15 protein-coding genes are annotated in these 18,156 nt (G+C 70.5%); 4 read left to right on the top strand and 11 right to left on the bottom strand.

Features of this window, described 5'->3' with window-relative positions; genetic code table 11:
* Positions 1-93: 93 nt before the first annotated feature.
* Both ASE25_RS00450 and ASE25_RS00445 read right to left on the bottom strand, forming a co-directional pair.
* Positions 94-1,473, bottom strand: coding sequence for a ferric reductase-like transmembrane domain-containing protein (locus ASE25_RS00450; protein WP_056770944.1), 1,380 nt, complete (start codon positions 1,471-1,473; stop codon positions 94-96).
* Between the two features lie 103 nt (positions 1,474-1,576).
* Positions 1,577-2,413: a class I SAM-dependent methyltransferase gene (locus tag ASE25_RS00445; RefSeq protein WP_056822014.1), complete on the bottom strand. Its 837-nt coding sequence runs from the start codon at positions 2,411-2,413 to the stop codon at positions 1,577-1,579.
* Between the two features lie 201 nt (positions 2,414-2,614).
* Here ASE25_RS00445 and ASE25_RS00440 point away from each other — a divergent pair, with 201 nt between their 5' ends.
* Positions 2,615-3,298 (top strand): winged helix-turn-helix transcriptional regulator, encoded by a 684-nt coding sequence (locus tag ASE25_RS00440; RefSeq protein WP_056770938.1) that lies wholly within the window; start codon positions 2,615-2,617, stop codon positions 3,296-3,298.
* Between the two features lie 15 nt (positions 3,299-3,313).
* Here the strand turns inward: ASE25_RS00440 and ASE25_RS00435 are convergent, their stop codons facing one another.
* From ASE25_RS00435 to ASE25_RS00395, 9 genes are all read right to left on the bottom strand, one after another.
* The gene (locus tag ASE25_RS00435) at positions 3,314-4,033 is read right to left on the bottom strand and encodes a DsbA family protein (RefSeq protein WP_056822011.1); all 720 of its coding nucleotides are present in this window, start codon (positions 4,031-4,033) and stop codon (positions 3,314-3,316) included.
* 42 nt (positions 4,034-4,075) lie between these two features.
* On the bottom strand, positions 4,076-5,230 hold the full coding sequence (locus ASE25_RS00430) for an ABC transporter ATP-binding protein (RefSeq protein ID WP_056822009.1): 1,155 nt from the start codon (positions 5,228-5,230) through the stop codon (positions 4,076-4,078).
* A gap of 67 nt (positions 5,231-5,297) precedes the next feature.
* Positions 5,298-6,437: an ABC transporter ATP-binding protein gene (locus ASE25_RS00425; RefSeq protein WP_156415386.1), complete on the bottom strand. Its 1,140-nt coding sequence runs from the start codon at positions 6,435-6,437 to the stop codon at positions 5,298-5,300.
* Positions 6,434-7,447, bottom strand: coding sequence for an ABC transporter permease (locus ASE25_RS00420; protein ID WP_056770930.1), 1,014 nt, complete (start codon positions 7,445-7,447; stop codon positions 6,434-6,436). Before ASE25_RS00420 ends, ASE25_RS00425 begins: the two co-directional genes overlap by 4 nt.
* A 116-nt stretch (positions 7,448-7,563) precedes the next feature.
* The gene (locus ASE25_RS00415; protein WP_056770929.1) at positions 7,564-9,345 is read right to left on the bottom strand and encodes an ABC transporter substrate-binding protein; all 1,782 of its coding nucleotides are present in this window, start codon (positions 9,343-9,345) and stop codon (positions 7,564-7,566) included.
* A 45-nt stretch (positions 9,346-9,390) separates the two neighbouring features.
* Positions 9,391-10,383 carry an ABC transporter permease gene (locus ASE25_RS00410; protein WP_056772586.1) on the bottom strand — a complete coding sequence of 331 codons (993 nt, stop codon included), beginning with the start codon at positions 10,381-10,383 and terminating at the stop codon, positions 9,391-9,393.
* A gap of 302 nt (positions 10,384-10,685) precedes the next feature.
* Positions 10,686-11,699, bottom strand: a complete 1,014-nt coding sequence (locus ASE25_RS00405; RefSeq protein WP_056822007.1) for a hemolysin family protein — start codon at positions 11,697-11,699, stop codon at positions 10,686-10,688.
* Positions 11,696-13,291 (bottom strand): hemolysin family protein, encoded by a 1,596-nt coding sequence (locus tag ASE25_RS00400; protein WP_056822006.1) that lies wholly within the window; start codon positions 13,289-13,291, stop codon positions 11,696-11,698. Before ASE25_RS00400 ends, ASE25_RS00405 begins: the two co-directional genes overlap by 4 nt.
* 223 nt (positions 13,292-13,514) lie before the next feature.
* Positions 13,515-13,823 carry a 4a-hydroxytetrahydrobiopterin dehydratase gene (locus tag ASE25_RS00395; protein ID WP_056770921.1) on the bottom strand — a complete coding sequence of 103 codons (309 nt, stop codon included), beginning with the start codon at positions 13,821-13,823 and terminating at the stop codon, positions 13,515-13,517.
* 72 nt (positions 13,824-13,895) lie between these two features.
* Between ASE25_RS00395 and ASE25_RS00390 the strand changes: the two genes are divergently transcribed.
* From ASE25_RS00390 to ASE25_RS00380, 3 genes are all read left to right on the top strand, one after another.
* The gene (locus ASE25_RS00390) at positions 13,896-14,372 is read left to right on the top strand and encodes a (deoxy)nucleoside triphosphate pyrophosphohydrolase (protein WP_056772584.1); all 477 of its coding nucleotides are present in this window, start codon (positions 13,896-13,898) and stop codon (positions 14,370-14,372) included.
* Between the two features lie 67 nt (positions 14,373-14,439).
* The gene (gene typA, locus ASE25_RS00385; protein WP_056770920.1) at positions 14,440-16,338 is read left to right on the top strand and encodes a translational GTPase TypA; all 1,899 of its coding nucleotides are present in this window, start codon (positions 14,440-14,442) and stop codon (positions 16,336-16,338) included.
* Between the two features lie 7 nt (positions 16,339-16,345).
* The gene (locus ASE25_RS00380; protein ID WP_056822004.1) at positions 16,346-18,118 is read left to right on the top strand and encodes an ABC transporter substrate-binding protein; all 1,773 of its coding nucleotides are present in this window, start codon (positions 16,346-16,348) and stop codon (positions 18,116-18,118) included.
* Positions 18,119-18,156: the final 38 nt, after the last annotated feature.

The following is an 18,156-nucleotide window of genomic DNA, read 5'->3' as shown; positions in this document are numbered from 1 at the left end:
ACCGGCAGGAGCCCGTCATCAACGTCGTCGCATCGTGCTCATCGTCCTCTCGATCATCCCGGTCCCGCTGGCCCAGCGACTCGGCGGGCGTACCTAGACGACGTCGAACAGCTCGGTGTGGATGCGCCGCGAGGGCACGCCGCGGTCGCCGATGATCTCGGTCGCGGCGGCCACCATGGGCCCGGGTCCGCAGACGAAGTAGTCGACGTCCTCCTTGGATCGACGCTGGGGCAGGGCCCGCTCGAGCACCGCCGCCGTGAACCGCCCGACCTCGCCGTCCCACTCGTCCGGCGGCTCCTCGAGGATCTCGACCACGTGGAGGTCGAGTCGATCGCCGAGGTGCTCCCCGTCGGCGCGGTGCAACAGGTCGTCGGCCGTGCGGCCGGCGACGACGAGCAGCACGGGCCGCTCGTCGCCCCGGTCGGCCAGGGTGCGGATCATGCTGAGCATCGGGGTGATGCCGACGCCGCCGGCAATGAGGACGAAGCGGTCGGAGCGCAGTCCGTCGAGGGTGAACGACCCGTGCGGTCCGTCGATGAAGACGCTGCGTCCGGGACGCAGGCCCGCGATGAGCTCGCTGAAGTCGCCCATGCCCTTGATCGTGAACTCCTTGCGCCAGGGCTCGGTCGCGGCCGAGGCGATGGTGAAGGGGTGCTCCTCGAAGACGTACGGCGAGGTGCCGATCTTGAGCCAGGCGAACTGTCCGGGCCGGAAGGCCACGCCGGAGTGACCGGCGGCGTGCAGCACGAGGGTCGTCGCGGTCGGCGAGACGTGCCGTACCTCGTCGACGACATAGCGGTTGCGGTAGGACCGCAGGGGACGCCAGACCCAGCGGTGCAGGAAGGCGAGGACGAGGAACACGGCCAAGGTCTGGAACCACAGCCGTGCCGACGGGAAGCGGGTCAGGTCCCCGAGCCACAGGACGTGCAGGGCCGTCGCGAGGAGCACGATGTGGGCGAGCAGCACATGGACGAGGCGCCACCCCTCGTAGCGCGGTCGACGGCGGCGACGACTCATGCCGAGGGCCACGATGCCGGCCAGGCCAGCGGTCGCGATGAGTGCCGCCCAGACCCGCGGGGGTGCCGATCGCAGGTCGAGGACTGCCACCCCGGGCCCGGGGCGGACGATGACCACGCCGACGTGCACGGCGACGAGCGTCACGGCAGCGAGGGCCAGGGCGCGATGGTTGCGCAGGAGTCGCTCGACGCCGAGGTAGCCCGTGACGGGTCGGAAACGGCTCGGCAGCACGAACGTCAGCACGAGCAGCGACGCGGCGGCGAGGGCCGTGACGAGCGAGACGACCCTCAGCGGCCCCTGGTGCGCGCCGTCGGGCGCCGACCACAGAGCCCACAGCGGCACGACGAGGGCAGCGGCGACGAGCAGCGCCCACAGTGCAGGGGCGAGTCGCCGCCGAGATGCGCCGCCCCTGCCGCCCCACCACATGCGCCGACCGCCGACGGGGGTCGAGCCCACGATGACTCCATCCGGAGGCGGAAGATCCTCCCGAGCCTACGGAGTCGCTCGACCACCCGCCTCAAGCCCGGGTCAAGAAACCCTTAAGCCGGACGGTCCGGCCTCACGCCCGTCGGGCCGTGACGAGCAGGCACTCCCACCCCATCCGCCCGTGCGCGTCCATGTGGTCGCGGGCCAGGTCCAGCAGGGCCGCGTCGAGGGCTGCGACCGCGTCCGAGGAGTCGGCGATGCCGCGGTAGGTGACGATCGTCGGACCGTAGGCGCGCTTGAAGAAGTCCCGGAAGTCCTCGGGGTGCTCGAAATGCACTGGGAGCGAACGCTTCTCGGCGGTGAGCTCTGCGACCTGGCTCCCGAGGAGCTCGCGCACGTGCGCCTCGTCGCCCCACAGCGGGGGCGGCTGCGCGCCCGGAGGCGGCGGCGCGGCATACGGCTTCATCGTCGCGAACATCTGCCCGATGAAGCCCTGCGGCGTCCAGCTGGCGAGCCCCAGCGTGCCGCCCGGTCGTGCGACGCGGACGAGCTCGTCCGCAGCCGCCCGGTGGTGCGGCGCGAACATCACGCCGACGCACGAGAGGACGACGTCGAAGGTGGCGTCGGCATAGGGAAGGGCCTCCGCATCGCCCTGCTCCCAGTCGATCGCGACTCCGGCTTCGGCGGCGAGCCGGCGGCCGACGTCGAGCAGCTCGGGGGCGAGGTCGCTCGCCACGACGCGTGCGCCGGTCCGCGCTGCGGGGATCGCGGCGTTGCCGGTCCCTGCGGCGACGTCGAGGACGTCCTGTCCGACCGTGACGCGGCACGCGTCGACGAGCTCGCGGCCGAGCTCCGGGATGACCTCCCGGGCCACGGCCGGGTAGTCGCCGAGCGCCCACATGGCGGCATGCCGGGCCTTGAGTGCGGCGTCGGGGGCGGTGGCCTCCGTCGTCCGGGTGTGTGTCGTCATTCGCGTTCCCTCCATCGGTGACGGGCCCGCTGCGATCCGGCGGCCCGGCGGCCCACCCGGGCCGTCCGTCTCCAGAGTCCGCTGCCGCCGACGCGGGCTCCAGTACACGAAGTGGACTGACGCGGTGCACGTCGAGGACCGATACTGGGCGGTGGGCCGCGGTGCAGGTCAGGGTCCGCGGCCTCCGACCGGAGGTGGGCCATGGGACGACATGATCCCGGGGCGGGCCAGTACTGCCCGATCTCACGGACGCTGGACGTCGTGGGGGAGCGGTGGTCTCTGCTCATCCTGCGCGATCTGTTGACGGGGACGACGCGCTTCAACGACCTCTCGCGGGGCCTGCCCGGGCTGTCGCGCACGCTGCTGACGAAGCGGCTGCGCCATCTCGAGCGGTACGGCGTCGTCGAGCGGTCGGGCACCCGCTACGTGCTGACCCCATCGGGGCGCGCGCTCGAGCCGGTCGTCTTCGGTCTGGCGCAGTGGGGAGCCGACTGGATGTTCGGCGATCCGCAGCCGGAGGAGCTCGACGCCCAGCTGCTCGTCTGGTGGATGCACACGCGCGTCGACACCTCCGTCCTGGCGGGTGACCGGCACGTGCTCCACCTGCGTTTCGACGACGATGTGCGCCGCTTCTGGATCCTCGTCGAGCACGGCACGCCCTCGGTGTGCATGACCGACCCGGGGTTCCCCGTCGACGTGACGATCAGCAGCGACGTGGCGTCGTTGTATGCCGTGTGGCTCGGCCGTCTGCCCCTGACCACGGCGCTGCGGTCGGGCCGGGTGCACCTCGACGGGTCGACGGCGGTGACGCGCCGGCTCGACGAGGTGCTCCGGCTCAGCCCGGTGGCACCCTTCGTCGCGGCCATGCGGGCGCGGCCGGCGTGACCCCGGGGAGAGCGCTCAGCAGCCGTCGGGCCCGCAGGCGACCGTATCGGCGGCGTCGGTGGCGATCCCCGTCGCGACGGGCTGGAGCATGACGAGGGCGTGCGACTCGCGCCAGGCCTGCTCGAGCGCCTGGGTGAAGAGCTCGGTGGGCTGAGCACCGGAGACGCCGTACTTCTCGTCGAGCACGAAGAACGGAACGCCTCTGATGCCAAGGGAGTTCGCGGCGGTGATGTCGGCGACGACCGCGTCCCGCCACGTGTGTGTCGCGAGGTCGCGCGCGATCTCGTCGGCGTCGAGCCCTGCCTGGGTGCCGATGCGAACGAGGACCTCACGGTCGCCGATGTCCTCCCCGTGCTCGAAGTGCGCCGACAACAGCGCCTCCTTGACCTCGTCGCCCACGCCGCGGGCCTTCGCGAGGTGGAGCAGCTCGTGGCCGGCGAAGCTGTTGGCCACGACGACGGACCCGAAGTCGTAGCGCAGGCCCTCGTCGGCGGCGATCGACGTCACCTGGTCGAACATCTGGCTCACCTGGGCGCGCGACATGCCCTTGCGGTCCACGAGGTAGTCGAGCTCCGTGCCGTCGTGGTGGTCGGGCAGCGTCGGGTCGAGCTGGTAGCTGCGCCACTGCACCTCGACCTCGTCGCGGTGCGGGAACGCGGCCAGTGCCTTCTCGAAGCGGCGCTTGCCGATGTAGCACCACGGGCAGGCGATGTCGGACCAGATCTCGACCTTCATGCACCGCTCAACGACGGCGACGGGGGATTGCTTCCCCGAGGGTCAGGCGCGCGAGCCGTCGCCGTCGTCGGTGGTGTCCCGCTCGGGGGTGAGGGGGGCGTCGGTGGCGTCGGCGCGGGGGGCGTCGTCGGGTACGACGTCGCCGAGCGGGGCGCCCGCCGGGGCCGGTGCCGGAACGTCGGTGTTCTCCGGGAAGTGGCAGGCGACCTGGTGCAGCGGCGCGAGCTCGACGAGCGGCGGCTCCTGCGTCTTGCAGATCTCCTGGGCCTTCCAGCAGCGCGTGTGGAACCGGCAGGCCGGCGGCGGGTTGACCGGGCTCGGGACGTCGCCCTCGAGGCGAATGCGCTCGCGCTTCGTGCGCCGCTGCGTGTCGGGGATCGGCACGGCCGAGAGCAGCGCGGTCGTGTACGGGTGCATCGGTCGCGTGTAGAGCTCGTCGCGCTCGGCGATCTCGACGAGCTTGCCGAGGTACATCACGGCCACCCGGTCGGACATGTGGCGCACGACCGACAGGTCGTGGGCGATGACGACGTAGGTCAGGCCCAGCTCGTCCTGGAGGTCCTCGAGGAGGTTGATGACCTGCGCCTGGATCGACACGTCGAGGGCCGACACGGGCTCGTCGGCGATGATGAGCTTCGGCTTGAGGGCGAGCGAGCGCGCGATGCCGATGCGCTGGCGCTGACCGCCCGAGAACTCGTGCGGGTAGCGGTTGTAGTGCTCCGGGTTGAGGCCGACGAGCTCGAGGAGGTCCTGGACCTCGCGCTTGATGCCGTGCTCGGTCTTGATCCCCTGCAGGTGGTACGGCGCCCCGACGATGGTGCCGACGGTGTGCCGCGGGTTCAGCGAGCCGTAGGGGTCCTGGAAGATCATCTGCACGTCGCGGCGCAGTGGCCGCAGCTTGCCGGCGGACCAGTGGGTGATGTCCTCGCCCTCGAGCAGGATCGTGCCGCCGGTCGGCTCGAGCAGGCGCGTCAGCATGCGGCCGGTCGTCGTCTTGCCGCAGCCGGACTCGCCCACCAGCGAGAGCGTCTCGCCGCGCGACACGTTGAACGTCAGGCCGTCGACCGCCTGGACCGCACCCACCTGGCGCTGGAGCAGGCCACGCGTGATCGGGAAGTGCTTCGTCAGGCCGGTGACCTGCAGCAGCGACTCGCCCGCCTGCTTGGACGCGGTCGGCTTGACGTGGGTGGTGGTCACGATGGGGCTCCTGTGCTGAGGTCGCGGGGTGCGCGACCGGACGCGGTGTGGACGGACGACGCGGGCATCACAGCGTCGGCCTGATGTCGTTCTCCCAGATCGCGGTCCGCTCCTCGCGGGTGAGGTGGCACGCGGAGTAGTGCCCCGGGTGCGTCTCGGCGAACGGCGGACGCTCGGTCTGGCTCAGCCCGTTCGTGCGATCGGCGTAGGCGCACCGCGGGTGGAACGGGCAGCCCGACGGCACGTTGATGAGGCTGGGCGGGGCGCCCTTGATGGGGCGCAGGCGCTCGGTGCGCACGCGGTCGAGGCGGGGCATCGAGCTGAGCAGGCCCCACGTGTAGGGGTGCTGGGGCCGGGTGAAGACCTCGTCGGCCGTGGCGTACTCGACCGAGCGGCCGGCGTACATCACCATGATGTCGTCGGAGAGCTCGGCGACGACCCCGAGGTCGTGGGTGATGAGGATGACGGCCGAGTTGAACTCCGACTGGAGGTCGCGGATGAGGTCGAGGATCTGCGCCTGCACCGTGACGTCGAGCGCCGTCGTCGGCTCGTCGGCGATGAGCAGGTCCGGGTCGCACGACAGGGCCATCGCGATCATGGCGCGCTGGCGCATCCCGCCCGAGAACTGGTGGGGGTAGTCGTCGACCCGGCTCGTCGGCTGGGGGATGCCCACGCGTCCGAGCATGTCGATCGCGTGCTTCTTCGCGACGGATGTGCTGACCTTGTTGTGGATCCGGTAGGCCTCGATGATCTGGTGGCCCACCGTGTAGAAGGGGTGCATCGCCGAGAGCGGGTCCTGGAAGATCATCGCCATGCGCTTGCCACGCAGCTCGCGCACTCGCTCGGGCTTGGCGCCGATGAGCTCGGTGTCGTCGAGCTTGATCGAGCCCGTCATGCGCACCGTGCCGGGCTTGTGCAGGCCCATGATCGACATGCTCGTGACGCTCTTGCCCGAGCCGGACTCACCGACGATGCCCAGGGTCTTGCCGCGGGCCACGTCGAAGGAGAGGCCGTCGACGGACTTCACGACGCCGTCGTCGGTGGGGAAGTGGACGCGGAGGTCACGCACCGACAGGAACGCGTCGGCGGCCGGGGCCCCCAGGCCCCCGATGCCGTCGAGGGTGTTCGCCGACGTGGCGCCGCCCTTGTCGCTGCGGCGCGTGCGGTCGTCCGCGCGGCTCGTGGTCTCGTTGGTGGACTGGCTCATGAGGTGCGCACCCTGGGGTCGAGGACGGCGTAGAGGAGGTCGACGATGAGGCTCGCGAAGATGACGAACACGGCGCCGAAGAGCGTCACGCCGAGCACCTTCGGCAGGTCGTTGTTCGTGATCGCCTGAACAGCGTAGTAGCCGATGCCCTGGAGCGAGAACGTCGTCTCGGTCAGCACGGCGCCACCGAGCAGGAGGCCGAGGTCGAGACCGAAGATCGTGAGGATGGGCGTCAGAGCCGAGCGCAGCCCGTGCCTGACGACGACGTCGTGCTCCTTCAGGCCCTTGGCACGGGCCGTGCGGATGTAGTCCTCGTTCATCGTCTCGAGCATGCCGGCGCGGGTCAGGCGGGCGTACGACGCCGCGTAGAGGAACGCGAGCGTGATCCAGGGCAACAGCATGCGATGGACGAGGTCGAGCGGACTGGTGGCGTCCATCGGACTCGCGCCACCGGCATACGTCCATTTGAGGCCGTAGCTGAAGATCGTCAGCGAGAGCAGGCCGGTGAAGAAGATCGGGAGGGACACGCCGGCGAGGGCGACGCCCATGAAGCCGCGGTCGAGGACGCTCCCGCGCTTGAGCGCGGAGATGACACCGGTGCCGACGCCGCCGACGAGCCACAGGAACGCGGCGCCCGCCGCGAGGATCCCGGTGACGGGGAGGCGGTCGAGGATGTCGGGCAGCACGGGGTTCTGCGTGATGTAGGAGTATCCGAGGCACGGGGCCGGGCAGTGGTCGATGCCGGCGCCGGTGTCGTAGTCGGATCCCGTGAGGACGCCCTTGACGAACCGGCCGTACTGCACCCAGATCGGGTCGGTGAAGCCGAGCTTGACCGCCTGTGCGTGGATCTGGGCCTCGCCGGCGCTCTTGCCGACGTAGCGGGAGGCGAGGTCGTCCGCCGTCGCGCCGCCGATGCGAGGCACGAGGAAGAAGATGACGAAGACGACCGCGCTCACGATGAAGAGCAGCAGGACGGCGGCGAAGAGCCGGCGGATCAGGTACGTCAGCACGATGTGGTGGCCGGACGCGGCGACGAGCAGCTCGTGGCTACTCGTCGCCGCGTCACGCCTTCACCTACTTTCGATGAAAAGGTTCGAACCGGGAGGCCCTCGGAAGGGCCCGTGGGTCACGGGTTGGCGACGCCCGTCGAGGCGTAGTCGTAGTAGGAGTAGCCGTCGTTGACGAACACGTTGGAGATGGTGTCCGGGCGGAAGAGCAGCGACTTGGGCCAGACGCCGGGGATGACCTCGGCGTTCTCCATGACGACCTTGTCGATCTGGCCCCAGATCGCCTCACGCTTGGTCGTGTCGGCCTCGTTGAGCGCCTGGTCCATGAGCTTGTCGACCTCGGGGAGCTTGATGCCGAGGTTGGTGTTGCCCGCGGGGCGGATGACGCGGCTGTCGACGATCTGCTGCAGGAACCCGAAGCCGTCAGGCCAGTCAGCACCCCAGCTCATCACCATGAGGCCGAGCTTGTTGGCCTTGGCGAAGTCCGGCTTGCCGGCGTAGAGCTTGAAGTAGTCACCGGCCGGGTACGGCTTGAGCGTCAGCTTGACGCCGATCTTGGCGAGCGACTGCTGCATGGACTCGGCGGCGGCCTTCTCCTTCGGGCGCTCCGGGCGGTAGGAGATGTTGGTCTCGAAACCGTTCGGCTGACCGCACTTGGCGAGTGCGGCCTTCGCGGAGTCGACGTCTCCGGTCGGCTTGGCCTTGGAGTTGTAGAGGTCCATCTCCTGGAAGCCGGGGATGATCGGGGGCAGCAGACCCGTGGCGATGGTGCCGCCGATGTCGCCGCCGTAGGCGCGCTGGTAGCCCGTCTTGTCGGCCGCGAAGATGACGGCCTTGCGGCAGTCGATGTTGTCGAACGGCGCGACGTCGCCGTTGATCTGCGCGTAGTTCGCGCGCGCGGTCGTCGGGTTGTCGGTGTGGGCCTTGAGGGCCGGGTCGGCGAGGATCTTGCCCTGCGCCGCAGCCTGCACGCCGGTGCCGGCCAGGTCGATGTCGAGGTCACCGGCCATGAGGCGGTTGTCGAGGTCGGCGGCGTTGACGCCGATCTCGACGGTGATCTTGTCCGGCAGCGCCTTGCGGCCCGTGTCAGGGTCCGTGGCGGGGTCGTACTGGTCGTTGCGGACGAGCTCGATGCGCTTGCCCGTCTGGTAGACCGAGAACTTGTACGGCCCGCTCGAGATGACGTGCTCCTTGTACTTCGAGCCAGTGTCCTTGGCCTGCGGCACGGGGGAGGTGTTGGACAGCTGGGCGAAGTAGTCGAAGCCGGCGAAGGGCTTGCTGAGGTGGAAGACGATCGTCTTGTCGTCGGGCGTCTCGATGGCCTTGAGGCTGTCGAGGTTCTTGTCCTTGTAGACCGAGTAGCCCTCGGGGACGTCGGCGAGGAAGTCGTTGAAGTACGTCGGGCCGTTGGGGAACGTTCCCTTGTCGAGCGAGCGGGCGACCCCGTACTTGATGTCCTTGCTCGTGATCGGCGTGCCGTCCTCGTACTTCAGGCCGTCACGAAGGGTGTACGTCCACGTCTTGTTGCCGTCGCTGGCCTTGCCGAGCGAGGTGGCGAGATCGGGCACGAGCTGCGCACCCTCCTTGCCCGGCGCCGACTTGAACGACACGAGCTGGCGGGCGTAGTTGCGCAGGAAGTCCCACGACAGGCCGTAGTACGTGTCACCCGGGTCGACGGAGTCCCAGTCGCTCGAGATGCCGAAACGCAGCGTTCCGCCCTTCTTGTCGGACGGGTTGAAGACCGCGCTCAGGGCGGCGTTGGCGGTAGGGGTCGTGCCACCTCCGCCGCCGCCGGCCGTGCCGCTGGGCGTCGTGCCCGGCGTCGTGCTGCCCGCGCACGCGGACAGACCCAAGGCGAGGGCGGCCGCGGTCGCGGCCACCATCACGCGTGTGTTTCTCATGAGTGGATGCGCTCCTTCGTGTTGCGGGATGCGGCCTGCGGTGGGTTACCGAGACCGCGGATCGAGGGCGTCACGCAGGCCGTCCCCGAAGAGGTTGAAGGCCAGCACCGTCACGAAGATGGCGAGGCCGGGCCAGAGCATGAACCAGGGGTCGATCTGGTACCACTGGGCGGCGTCGGAGAGCATGCCGCCCCACGTGGCGGTGGGCGGCTGGACGCCGACACCGAGGAACGACAGGCCCGCCTCGAAGAGGATGTTGCTCGGGATGAGCAGCGTCGCGTAGACGAGGATCGGCGCCAGGAGGTTGGGCAGCAGCTCCTTGAAGAGGATGTAGGGCGTGCGCGCCCCGAGGCTGCGCGCTGCGTCGACGAACTCACGCTCGCGCAGCGACAGCGTCTGGCCGCGCACGATGCGGCCGATGTAGGGCCAGTTGAAGAAGCCGATGATGAAGACGATGACCGAGATGCGCAGCGCGTCTCCCTTGAGGCCGAACGCCTCGTCGGGCACGACGCCGGCGAGGGCCAGCGCGAAGACGAGCAGCGGGAAGGCGAGGAAGACGTCCATCGTGCGGCTGATCAGGGTGTCGATGGTGCCGCCGAAGAAGCCGGCGACGACGCCGAGGACCGTGCCGATGACCACCGAGAGCAGCGTCGCGAGGAAGGCGATGAGCAGGGACACCTGGGAGCCGTAGATGACGCGGCTGAAGATGTCGCGTCCGTTGACCGGCTCGAGCCCGTAGAGGAAGTCCCACGACATGCCGCCGTAGGGGCCGATCGGGATCTGGGTGTTGGGGTCGATGAGGTCCTGGTGGAACTCGTTCGGCGGGTGGCCGAGCAGGCCGACGACGAGCGGGGCCGCGATCGCGACGACGATGAGGTAGAGGACGAAGATGCCGCCGGCAAGCGCGACCTTGTCGCGCTTGAGACGGGTCCAGGCGATCTGGCCGAGCGACCTGCCCTCGATGCGCTTCTCGCCCTGCAGGACCGACTCGGGCTCAGCCGAGGTCGCGCCGGGCTCGAGGTCAAGGGGAGTGCTCATGGATGCCGTCACCTCCGGGTCGTGATCGGTGCCGGAGACCGGGTCGGCCCTCCAACATGCTGGGTAGCAGCCGCAACCTACCGCCCCCACGACCGCGCGCTTCATCATTCAGCGGCTTTACACGGTCAGCAACCGACTTGGCCGAATCGTGACTCGGAGGAGATCTTCCGGCGACCTGGCCCGCACGACCGGAAGATCGCCCGCAACCGCCGAGGCTCGGAGGGGACTCCCAGCAGGGGCCCAGCGCCGCCCGTGACACACGCGGCCGTACGCGTACGGGCCCGGTCGGGACGGACGCGCGCCTACGCGTCCGTCTCGTCGTCGAACTGACCGAGGACGCGCTCGAGGAGGTCCTCCATCGTCACGAGGCCGGCCGGGCCCGACGGGCCGTCGACGAGGACGAGCTGGACGTGCTGCGCCCGCATCGCCGACACGGTGTCCAGCAGCGAGAGGCCGGCGTCGACGTGGACCGCCGGCGACGTGACGGTGGTGACGGGCGCGCCGGGAACGGCGCGGACGATGTCGCGCACGTGGGCGATGCCCACCGGCGTGTCGCCCTCTCGGACGACCAATCTCGAGCGGCCGGTGTCGCGTGACACGGCCTCGGCCTCGGCGCACGTCGCGGTCGTGTCGACCCCGACGGCCCGCTCGATGGGGACGAGGACCTCGCGGACCGGTGTCGTGTCGAGGTCGATGGCACCGGCGAGGACGCGGTGCTCGGGCTCGGCGAGCATGCCGTGGTCCTTCGAGCTCGCGATGAGCAGCTGCAGCTCCTTGGGGCCGTGGACCTGGCCGAGCTCGTCCTGCGGCGTCACGCCGACGAGGCGCAGGCAGCCGTTGGCCATGGCGTTGAGCAGGCTGAGCGCCGGGCGCATCACGCGGGCGAAACCGCGGAACGGCAACGCCAGCAGCACCGCTGACCGCTCGGGGTGGGCGATCGCCCACGACTTGGGGGCCATCTCACCGACGACCATGTGCAGGAACACGACGATGCCGACGGCCAGCACGACGGAGACGACGTATGCCGCCGCCTCCGGGACGCGCGCGAAGGTGAACACCGGGGTGAGCAGCTCCGCCACGGCCGGCTTGGCCAGCGAGCCGAGCCCCAGGGTGCACAGCGTGATGCCGAGCTGGGCGCCGGCGAGCATGAGCGAGAGCTCGCGGCTGCCGCGCACGGCGGCCCGCGCCGCGACGCTGCCGCGCTCGGCGAGGTCCTCGAGCCGGTGGCGCTTGCTGGCCACGAGCGCGAACTCCGCCGCGACGAAGAAGGCGTTGAGCACGAGGAGCAGGAGGGACACGAGCAGGGCGGTCGTCATCGGCCGGCCTCCGTCCGTGAGCCGGCCGTGCGGTCGGTCGCATCGCCGCCGGCAGCGTCCGACCCGTGGTCGGAGCCGGTGTCGATGTCGGGGGCCTCGAGGTCGGACATGAGGTCGAGCACCTCGACGCGCACCGCCGACGGGACGTGTCGCTCGACGGCCTCGACGGTGAGGCGGACCGAGACCGGCAGGTGCCGGTGCTCGCGGTCGTGCTCGCTGTCGGGCTCACGCGGGTCGCCAGAGCGCCCCTGGGCCTCGTGGTCGCCGGACGGCTCGGCGTTCTCGTGGACGTCACCGGCGGGGGCGTCGGCACCGTCGCCCTCGGACCCGTGGTGACCGTCGGACACGACCTCGCGGCGCGCCTCGACGTGGACCTCGTCGCCGACGACGGCCGTGCGGCCCAGGTCCTCGAGGATGAGTCCGCTGATGGTCGAGTACTCGTCGCTGCTCGCGAGGCGCAGCTCGGTCGCGGTGTCGAGCTCGTCGAGGCGCAGGTGGCCCGGGACGAGCCACGTGTCGGCGCCCGTCTCGACGATGCCGGGCTCCGGGGTGTCGTCCTCGTCGAGGATCTCGCCGACGACCTCCTCGGCGATGTCCTCGAAGGTGACGATGCCGGCGAAGCCACCGTGCTCGTCGACGACGACGGCCAGCTGCCGGTGGTCGGCCCGGATCTGCTCGAGGACGCGGGGCAGCGGAGCGCTCGTCGGGACGACGGTCGGGTCGGAGACGACGGAGCCGACCGTCGTGGTGCCGCGCCGGTCGGGCTCGACGGCCAGCACCTCGGCGATGCCGGCGACCCCGACGATGTCGTCACCGTCGCGGCCGGTCACCGGGAAGCGTGACCAGCCGGTGTCGAGCAGGTCGACGAGGGCCGTGACCGGGGCGTCGGCGTGGATCGTCGTGACGCGAACGCGTGGCGTCATGACGTCTCCAGCGTCGAGCTCGCGGAAGCGCAGGCCGCCCTCGAGCACGTCGGAGAGGTCGTCGTCGAGGAGGCCGCCCGCGTGCGACTCGTCGATGATGCGGGTGAGGTCCTCGGCCGTCGCGCCCTGCTCGAGCTGCTCGACCGGCTCGATGCCGACCTTGCGCAGCAGGGCCGTCGACGAACGGTCGAAGAGCCGCACGATCGGCCCGGCCACCGTGAGGTAGGCGAGCGTCGACCGGCTCAGGGAGCGGGCCAGGGGCACGGTCCGCGCGATGGCGAGGTTCTTGGGCGCGAGCTCGCCGAAGACCATCTGCACGACCGTCGAGAAGACGAGGACGGCGGTGACCGAGAGGCTGAGCCGGGCGGCATACGACATCGAGGGGTCGAGCAGCTCGGCGATGCCGGCGCCGACGAGTGGCTCGGAGACGTAGCCGACGAGCAGGGCGGTCACGGTGATGCCGAACTGGGCGGCCGACAAGGTGAACGACAGCTGCGACGTGACGCGCAGGGCGCGTTCGGCGGGGGCGTCACCCTCCGCCGCGAGCTGCTTGAGGGCGTTGCGGTCGACGGCGACGTAGGCGAACTCCTGGGCCACGAAGTAGCCGGTCGCCGCCGTCAGGGCGAGGATCAGTGCGATGCCCAGGCAGATGCCGAGGGCGGTGCTCATGCGTTCACCACCCGGGTGAGCGAGCGGTGCGTCTGGGGCGGCCGGATCGGGTCCGGCCAGGGACTATGGCCCTCCCGGGACTCGGCACGCGAGTCGGAGCGTGAGTGGGATCGCATGAGGCAATCCTAAGTTACGGGCGCGACCCGCCCACCCGGCGACGTCCGGACCGGACCCGGGCCATCCTCAGGCGACTCCCAGAGGTCCTCGGCTGAGCCGGCACGGCTCAGCCCGTCGCGGCGGCGCCCCGGCGGGTGGCCTCCTGGCTGATCTGGTGCGCGAGCTCGACGTCGAGCTGGGTCAGGCCGCCCTCGGAGTGGGTCGACAGCGCGAAGGCGACGGTGCGCCAACGGATGTCGATGTCGGGATGGTGGTCCATCGTCTCCGCGGCGGACGCGACCTCCTGCACGAGGGCGATGCCGGTCAGGAAGTCCGGCGCCTCGAAAGAAGCCCGGATCGTGTCGTCGTCACGCGTCCAGTCGGGCAGGTCGCCCAGCTGGCGCTCGATCTCCTCGTCGGTGAGCCGTCGTGTCATGTCACCAGTAAACGCCCCACCATGCTCGCCCGGTCGTCCTGGACCTCGTGCTGTGGCACCATCGGTGGCGCCATGAGCAGTCCAGACCCCGTCCAGCACCCGGTACGCCTCGTCGTCGGGGCCGCCGTCGTCGACGACCTGGAGCGACCGACCCGACTGCTGTCGGCCCGCCGCACGGAGCCGTCGGCGCTCGCCGGCGGCTGGGAGCTGCCCGGCGGCAAGGTCGACGAGGGCGAGTCCCCGCTGTCGGCCCTGCACCGCGAGCTGCTCGAGGAGCTCGGCGTCCGCGTTCGCCTCGGCGCGCACGTGCCCGGTCCGAAGCCGGGCTCCACGTGGCCGCTGGGCGATCGGTACGAGATGCTGGTGTGGTTCGCCGAGGTCGTCGAGGGCACGCCCGAGCCCCTGGAGGACCACGATGAGCTGCGCTGGCTCGACCGGGACGACCTCCGTGCCGTCGGGTGGCTCCCCGCCGACCTGCCCATCGTCGAGCAGCTCGAGCAGCTGCTGCGCCCGCCCGCATCCGACCCGGACGCCCGAAGCGCCTCCTGAACCACACGAGAACCACCCACGACGCCGTGGTCCGAACCACCCTCGAAACCCTGAGAGACTGTCCCTCATGCCCATGAAGACCCGCGCGGACATCCGCAACGTCGCCATCGTCGCCCACGTCGACCACGGCAAGACCACCCTCGTCGACAAGATGCTCTGGCAGTCCGGCGCGTTCGGCGAGCACCAGCACGTCGACGAGCGCGCGATGGACTCCGGCGACCTCGAGCGCGAGAAGGGCATCACGATCCTCGCGAAGAACACCGCGGTGCACTACACGGGCAAGGCCGCCCAGGACCGCGGCCTGACCGACGGCGTCACGATCAACATCATCGACACCCCCGGCCACGCCGACTTCGGTGGTGAGGTCGAGCGCGGCCTGTCGATGGTCGACGGTGTCGTCCTGCTCGTCGACGCGTCCGAGGGCCCGCTGCCCCAGACCCGCTTCGTGCTGCGCAAGGCGCTCGCCGCGAAGATGCCGGTCATCCTGTGCATCAACAAGGTCGACCGTCCGGACTCGCGCATCGCGGAGGTCGTCGACGAGGCCTACGAGCTCTTCCTCGACCTCGACGCGACGGAGGAGCAGATCGACTTCCCGATCGTCTACGCGTCGGCCAAGGCCGGCCGCGCCTCGCTCGAGCGCCCCGACAACGGTGGCCTGCCGGAGGGCGAGGACCTCGAGGCCCTCTTCGAGACGATCCTCCAGACGATCCCCGCGCCGACGTACGACGACGAGGCGCCCCTGCAGGCGCACGTCACCAACCTCGACGCCTCCAACTTCCTCGGCCGCCTCGCCCTGCTCCGTGTCTTCAACGGCACGATCAAGAAGGGCCAGCAGGTCATGTGGTGCCGCCACGACGGCTCGCAGCAGCGCGTCAAGATCACCGAGCTGCTCATGACCGAGGCGCTCGAGCGCAAGCCCGCCGAGGAGGCGGGCCCCGGCGACATCATCGCCGTCGCCGGCATCCCCGAGATCACCATCGGCGAGACGCTCGCCGACCCCGAGAACCCCATCCCGCTGCCCCTCATCACGGTCGACGAGCCGGCGATCTCGATGACCATCGGCACCAACACGAGCCCGATGGTCGGCCAGGTCCGCGGCTCGAAGGTCACGGCCCGCATGGTCAAGGACCGCCTCGACAAGGAGCTCATCGGCAACGTGTCGCTGCGCATCCTCAACACCGAGCGTCCGGACGCCTGGGAGGTCCAGGGCCGTGGTGAGCTCGCGCTCGCCATCCTCGTCGAGCAGATGCGTCGCGAGGGCTACGAGCTGACCGTCGGCAAGCCGCAGGTTGTCACCCGCGAGGTCGACGGGAAGGTCCACGAGCCCGTCGAGCGCCTCACCATCGACACCCCCGAGGAGTTCCTCGGCGCCATCACGCAGATCATGGCCGCCCGCAAGGGCCGCATGGAGCAGATGACCAACCACGGCACCGGCTGGATCCGCATGGAGTTCCTCGTGCCCAGCCGTGGCCTCATCGGCTTCCGCACCGAGTTCCTCACCGAGACGCGCGGCACGGGCATCGCCCACCACGTCTTCGAGGACTACGAGCCGTGGTTCGGCGCCATCACGACCCGCACGAGCGGCTCGCTGGTCTCCGACCGCAAGGGCGTCGTCACCTCCTACGCCATGGTCAACCTCCAGGAGCGCGGCACGCTCTTCGTCGACCCGACGACGGAGGTCTACGAGGGCATGATCGTCGGCGAGAACTCCCGCGCCGACGACATGGACGTCAACATCACCAAGGAGAAGAAGCTCACCAACGTGCGCGCCTCCTCCTCGGACAACTTCGAGAAGATCGTCCCGCCGCGCAAGCTGAGCCTCGAGCAGAGCCTCGAGTTCTGCCGCGAGGACGAGTGCGTCGAGGTCACGCCCGAGTCGGTCCGCATCCGCAAGGTCGTCCTCGACGCCGGCGAGCGCGCCCGAACCGCGTCACGGGCGCGTTCGGCGGCGAAGGCCGAGGGCTGACCGAGCCGTGCGCAACGTGGTGCGCGGGCTGAGGAGGTCGTCGGCCGTCGCGGTCGTCGCTGCCGTCCTGGCAGCGGGCGCCGCGGCGTGCACCGGGTCGAGCGACCCGACGAGCACCCAGGAGGCGTTGGGCGCCGCCCCGTCGGCCGCGACGGGGCAGCCCCAGCCGGGCGGCACGCTGCAGGTCCTCGTCTCGGGCACCATCGCGACCTGGGACCCGCAGCTGATGTACGTCGGGCCCGAGGCGTTCTTCGCCCAGCGCACCTTCGCCCGCGGCCTCACGGCATACGGCACGGGTGAGCACCAGCGAGACGTCGAGGCCGACCTCGCCACCGACACCGGCACCCCGGGCGACGGCGCACGCACGTGGTCCTTCACCCTGCGCGAGGGGCTGGCCTGGCAGGACGGCTCGCCGATCACGTGCGACGACGTGCGCCACGGCGTCGCCCGCACCTTCGACCGGCGCACGCACGTCGGCGGCACCAACTACGCGAGCTACCTGCTCGCGATGCCGACGAAGGTGACGCCCGAGGGTCTCGAGAAGCCCGTCTACGCCGGGCCGTCCGACACGGCCCACCAGTCCGACTTCGACCGCGCCGTGTCGTGCAAGGGCCGCACCATCACCTTCCGGCTGCGCGACGCCGAGCCCGACTTCGCGCACATCGTGGCGCTGCCCGAGTTCGCGCCGCGCAAGGTCGCGGCCGACACCACGAGCGACAAGGCGACGTATGCCGTCATGTCGAGCGGACCCTACCGACTCAAGGAGCCGTGGGTCGTCGGCAAGGGCGGCACCTTCGTGCGCAACGAGCACTGGGACGCCCGCACCGACCCGATCCGGCACGCCTACCCCGACGAGATCCACGTGACGTCCGGGCTGGGGGAGTCGACGGTCATCCAGCGGCTGCTCAACCAGCAGGACGACGACGCGTACGCCGTGTCGTGGGTCCAGGCGAGCCCGACCCTGCGCAACCAGGCCGGCACCGACCTCCAGACGCGGCTCACCTTCCCCTACACGGGCAACGTCGACTACCTCGCCGTCAACATGCGCAGCAAGGTCATGTCCGACCCGGCGGTGCGCAAGGCGCTGTCCCTGTCGACGAACCGCGCGACCTACGTCACCGCGACCGGGGGTGAGGGGGCGGGCACGCCGACGTGGTCGGTCCTGTCGCCGACGGTCGACCCCGAGTCCGTGTCGCCGGCGCCCGGCCTCGGCGTCGAGGGCGACCCCGAAGGCGCCCGGAAGCTGCTCCAGAAGTCCGGCGTCACCCTCCCCGTCCCGCTGCGCGTCGTCTACGCCCGCTCGGTGCTCGGCGACAAGGCGTATGCCGCCCTCGCCGCCGGGTGGGAGCGCGCGGGCTTCAAGGTCGAGCTCACGGGCGTGCCGCCCGAGGAGTACTACGAGACGATCGAGAAGCCGACGTCGGTCGACTCCTACGACGTCTTCCGTGGGGTGTGGACCCCCGACTGGCCGTCCGCCGGAGGGGTGCTGCCGGCGCTCTTCGACCCCCGCATCAACATCGACTCGTCGGGTCCCGGCCAGGACGTCGGCTACTTCAGCAACGACGCCGTCAACGCGCTCATCGACAAGGCCGACGCCACGGCCGACCCCGCCGCCCGGTCCAGGGTGTGGGAGCAGGCCGACCGGTCGATCCGCGACGAGGGCGGCTACATCGCGCTGTCGGCGACGAAGGCCCTCTACCTGCACGGAGCGGGCGTCAAGACCTACGAGGACCACAGCGTCGGCGGCATCGTCGACCTCGCCACCGTGTCCGTGCGCTGACGCACCGAGCGCCCGACGCTCCCCGACGCTTCGAGAGG

This window comes from Terrabacter sp. Root85, assembly GCF_001429185.1.
GTDB lineage: Bacteria > Actinomycetota > Actinomycetes > Actinomycetales > Dermatophilaceae > Terrabacter.
The sequence above is the reverse complement of the archived record's forward strand: the minus strand, read 5'-3'. Positions and strand labels throughout refer to the sequence as shown.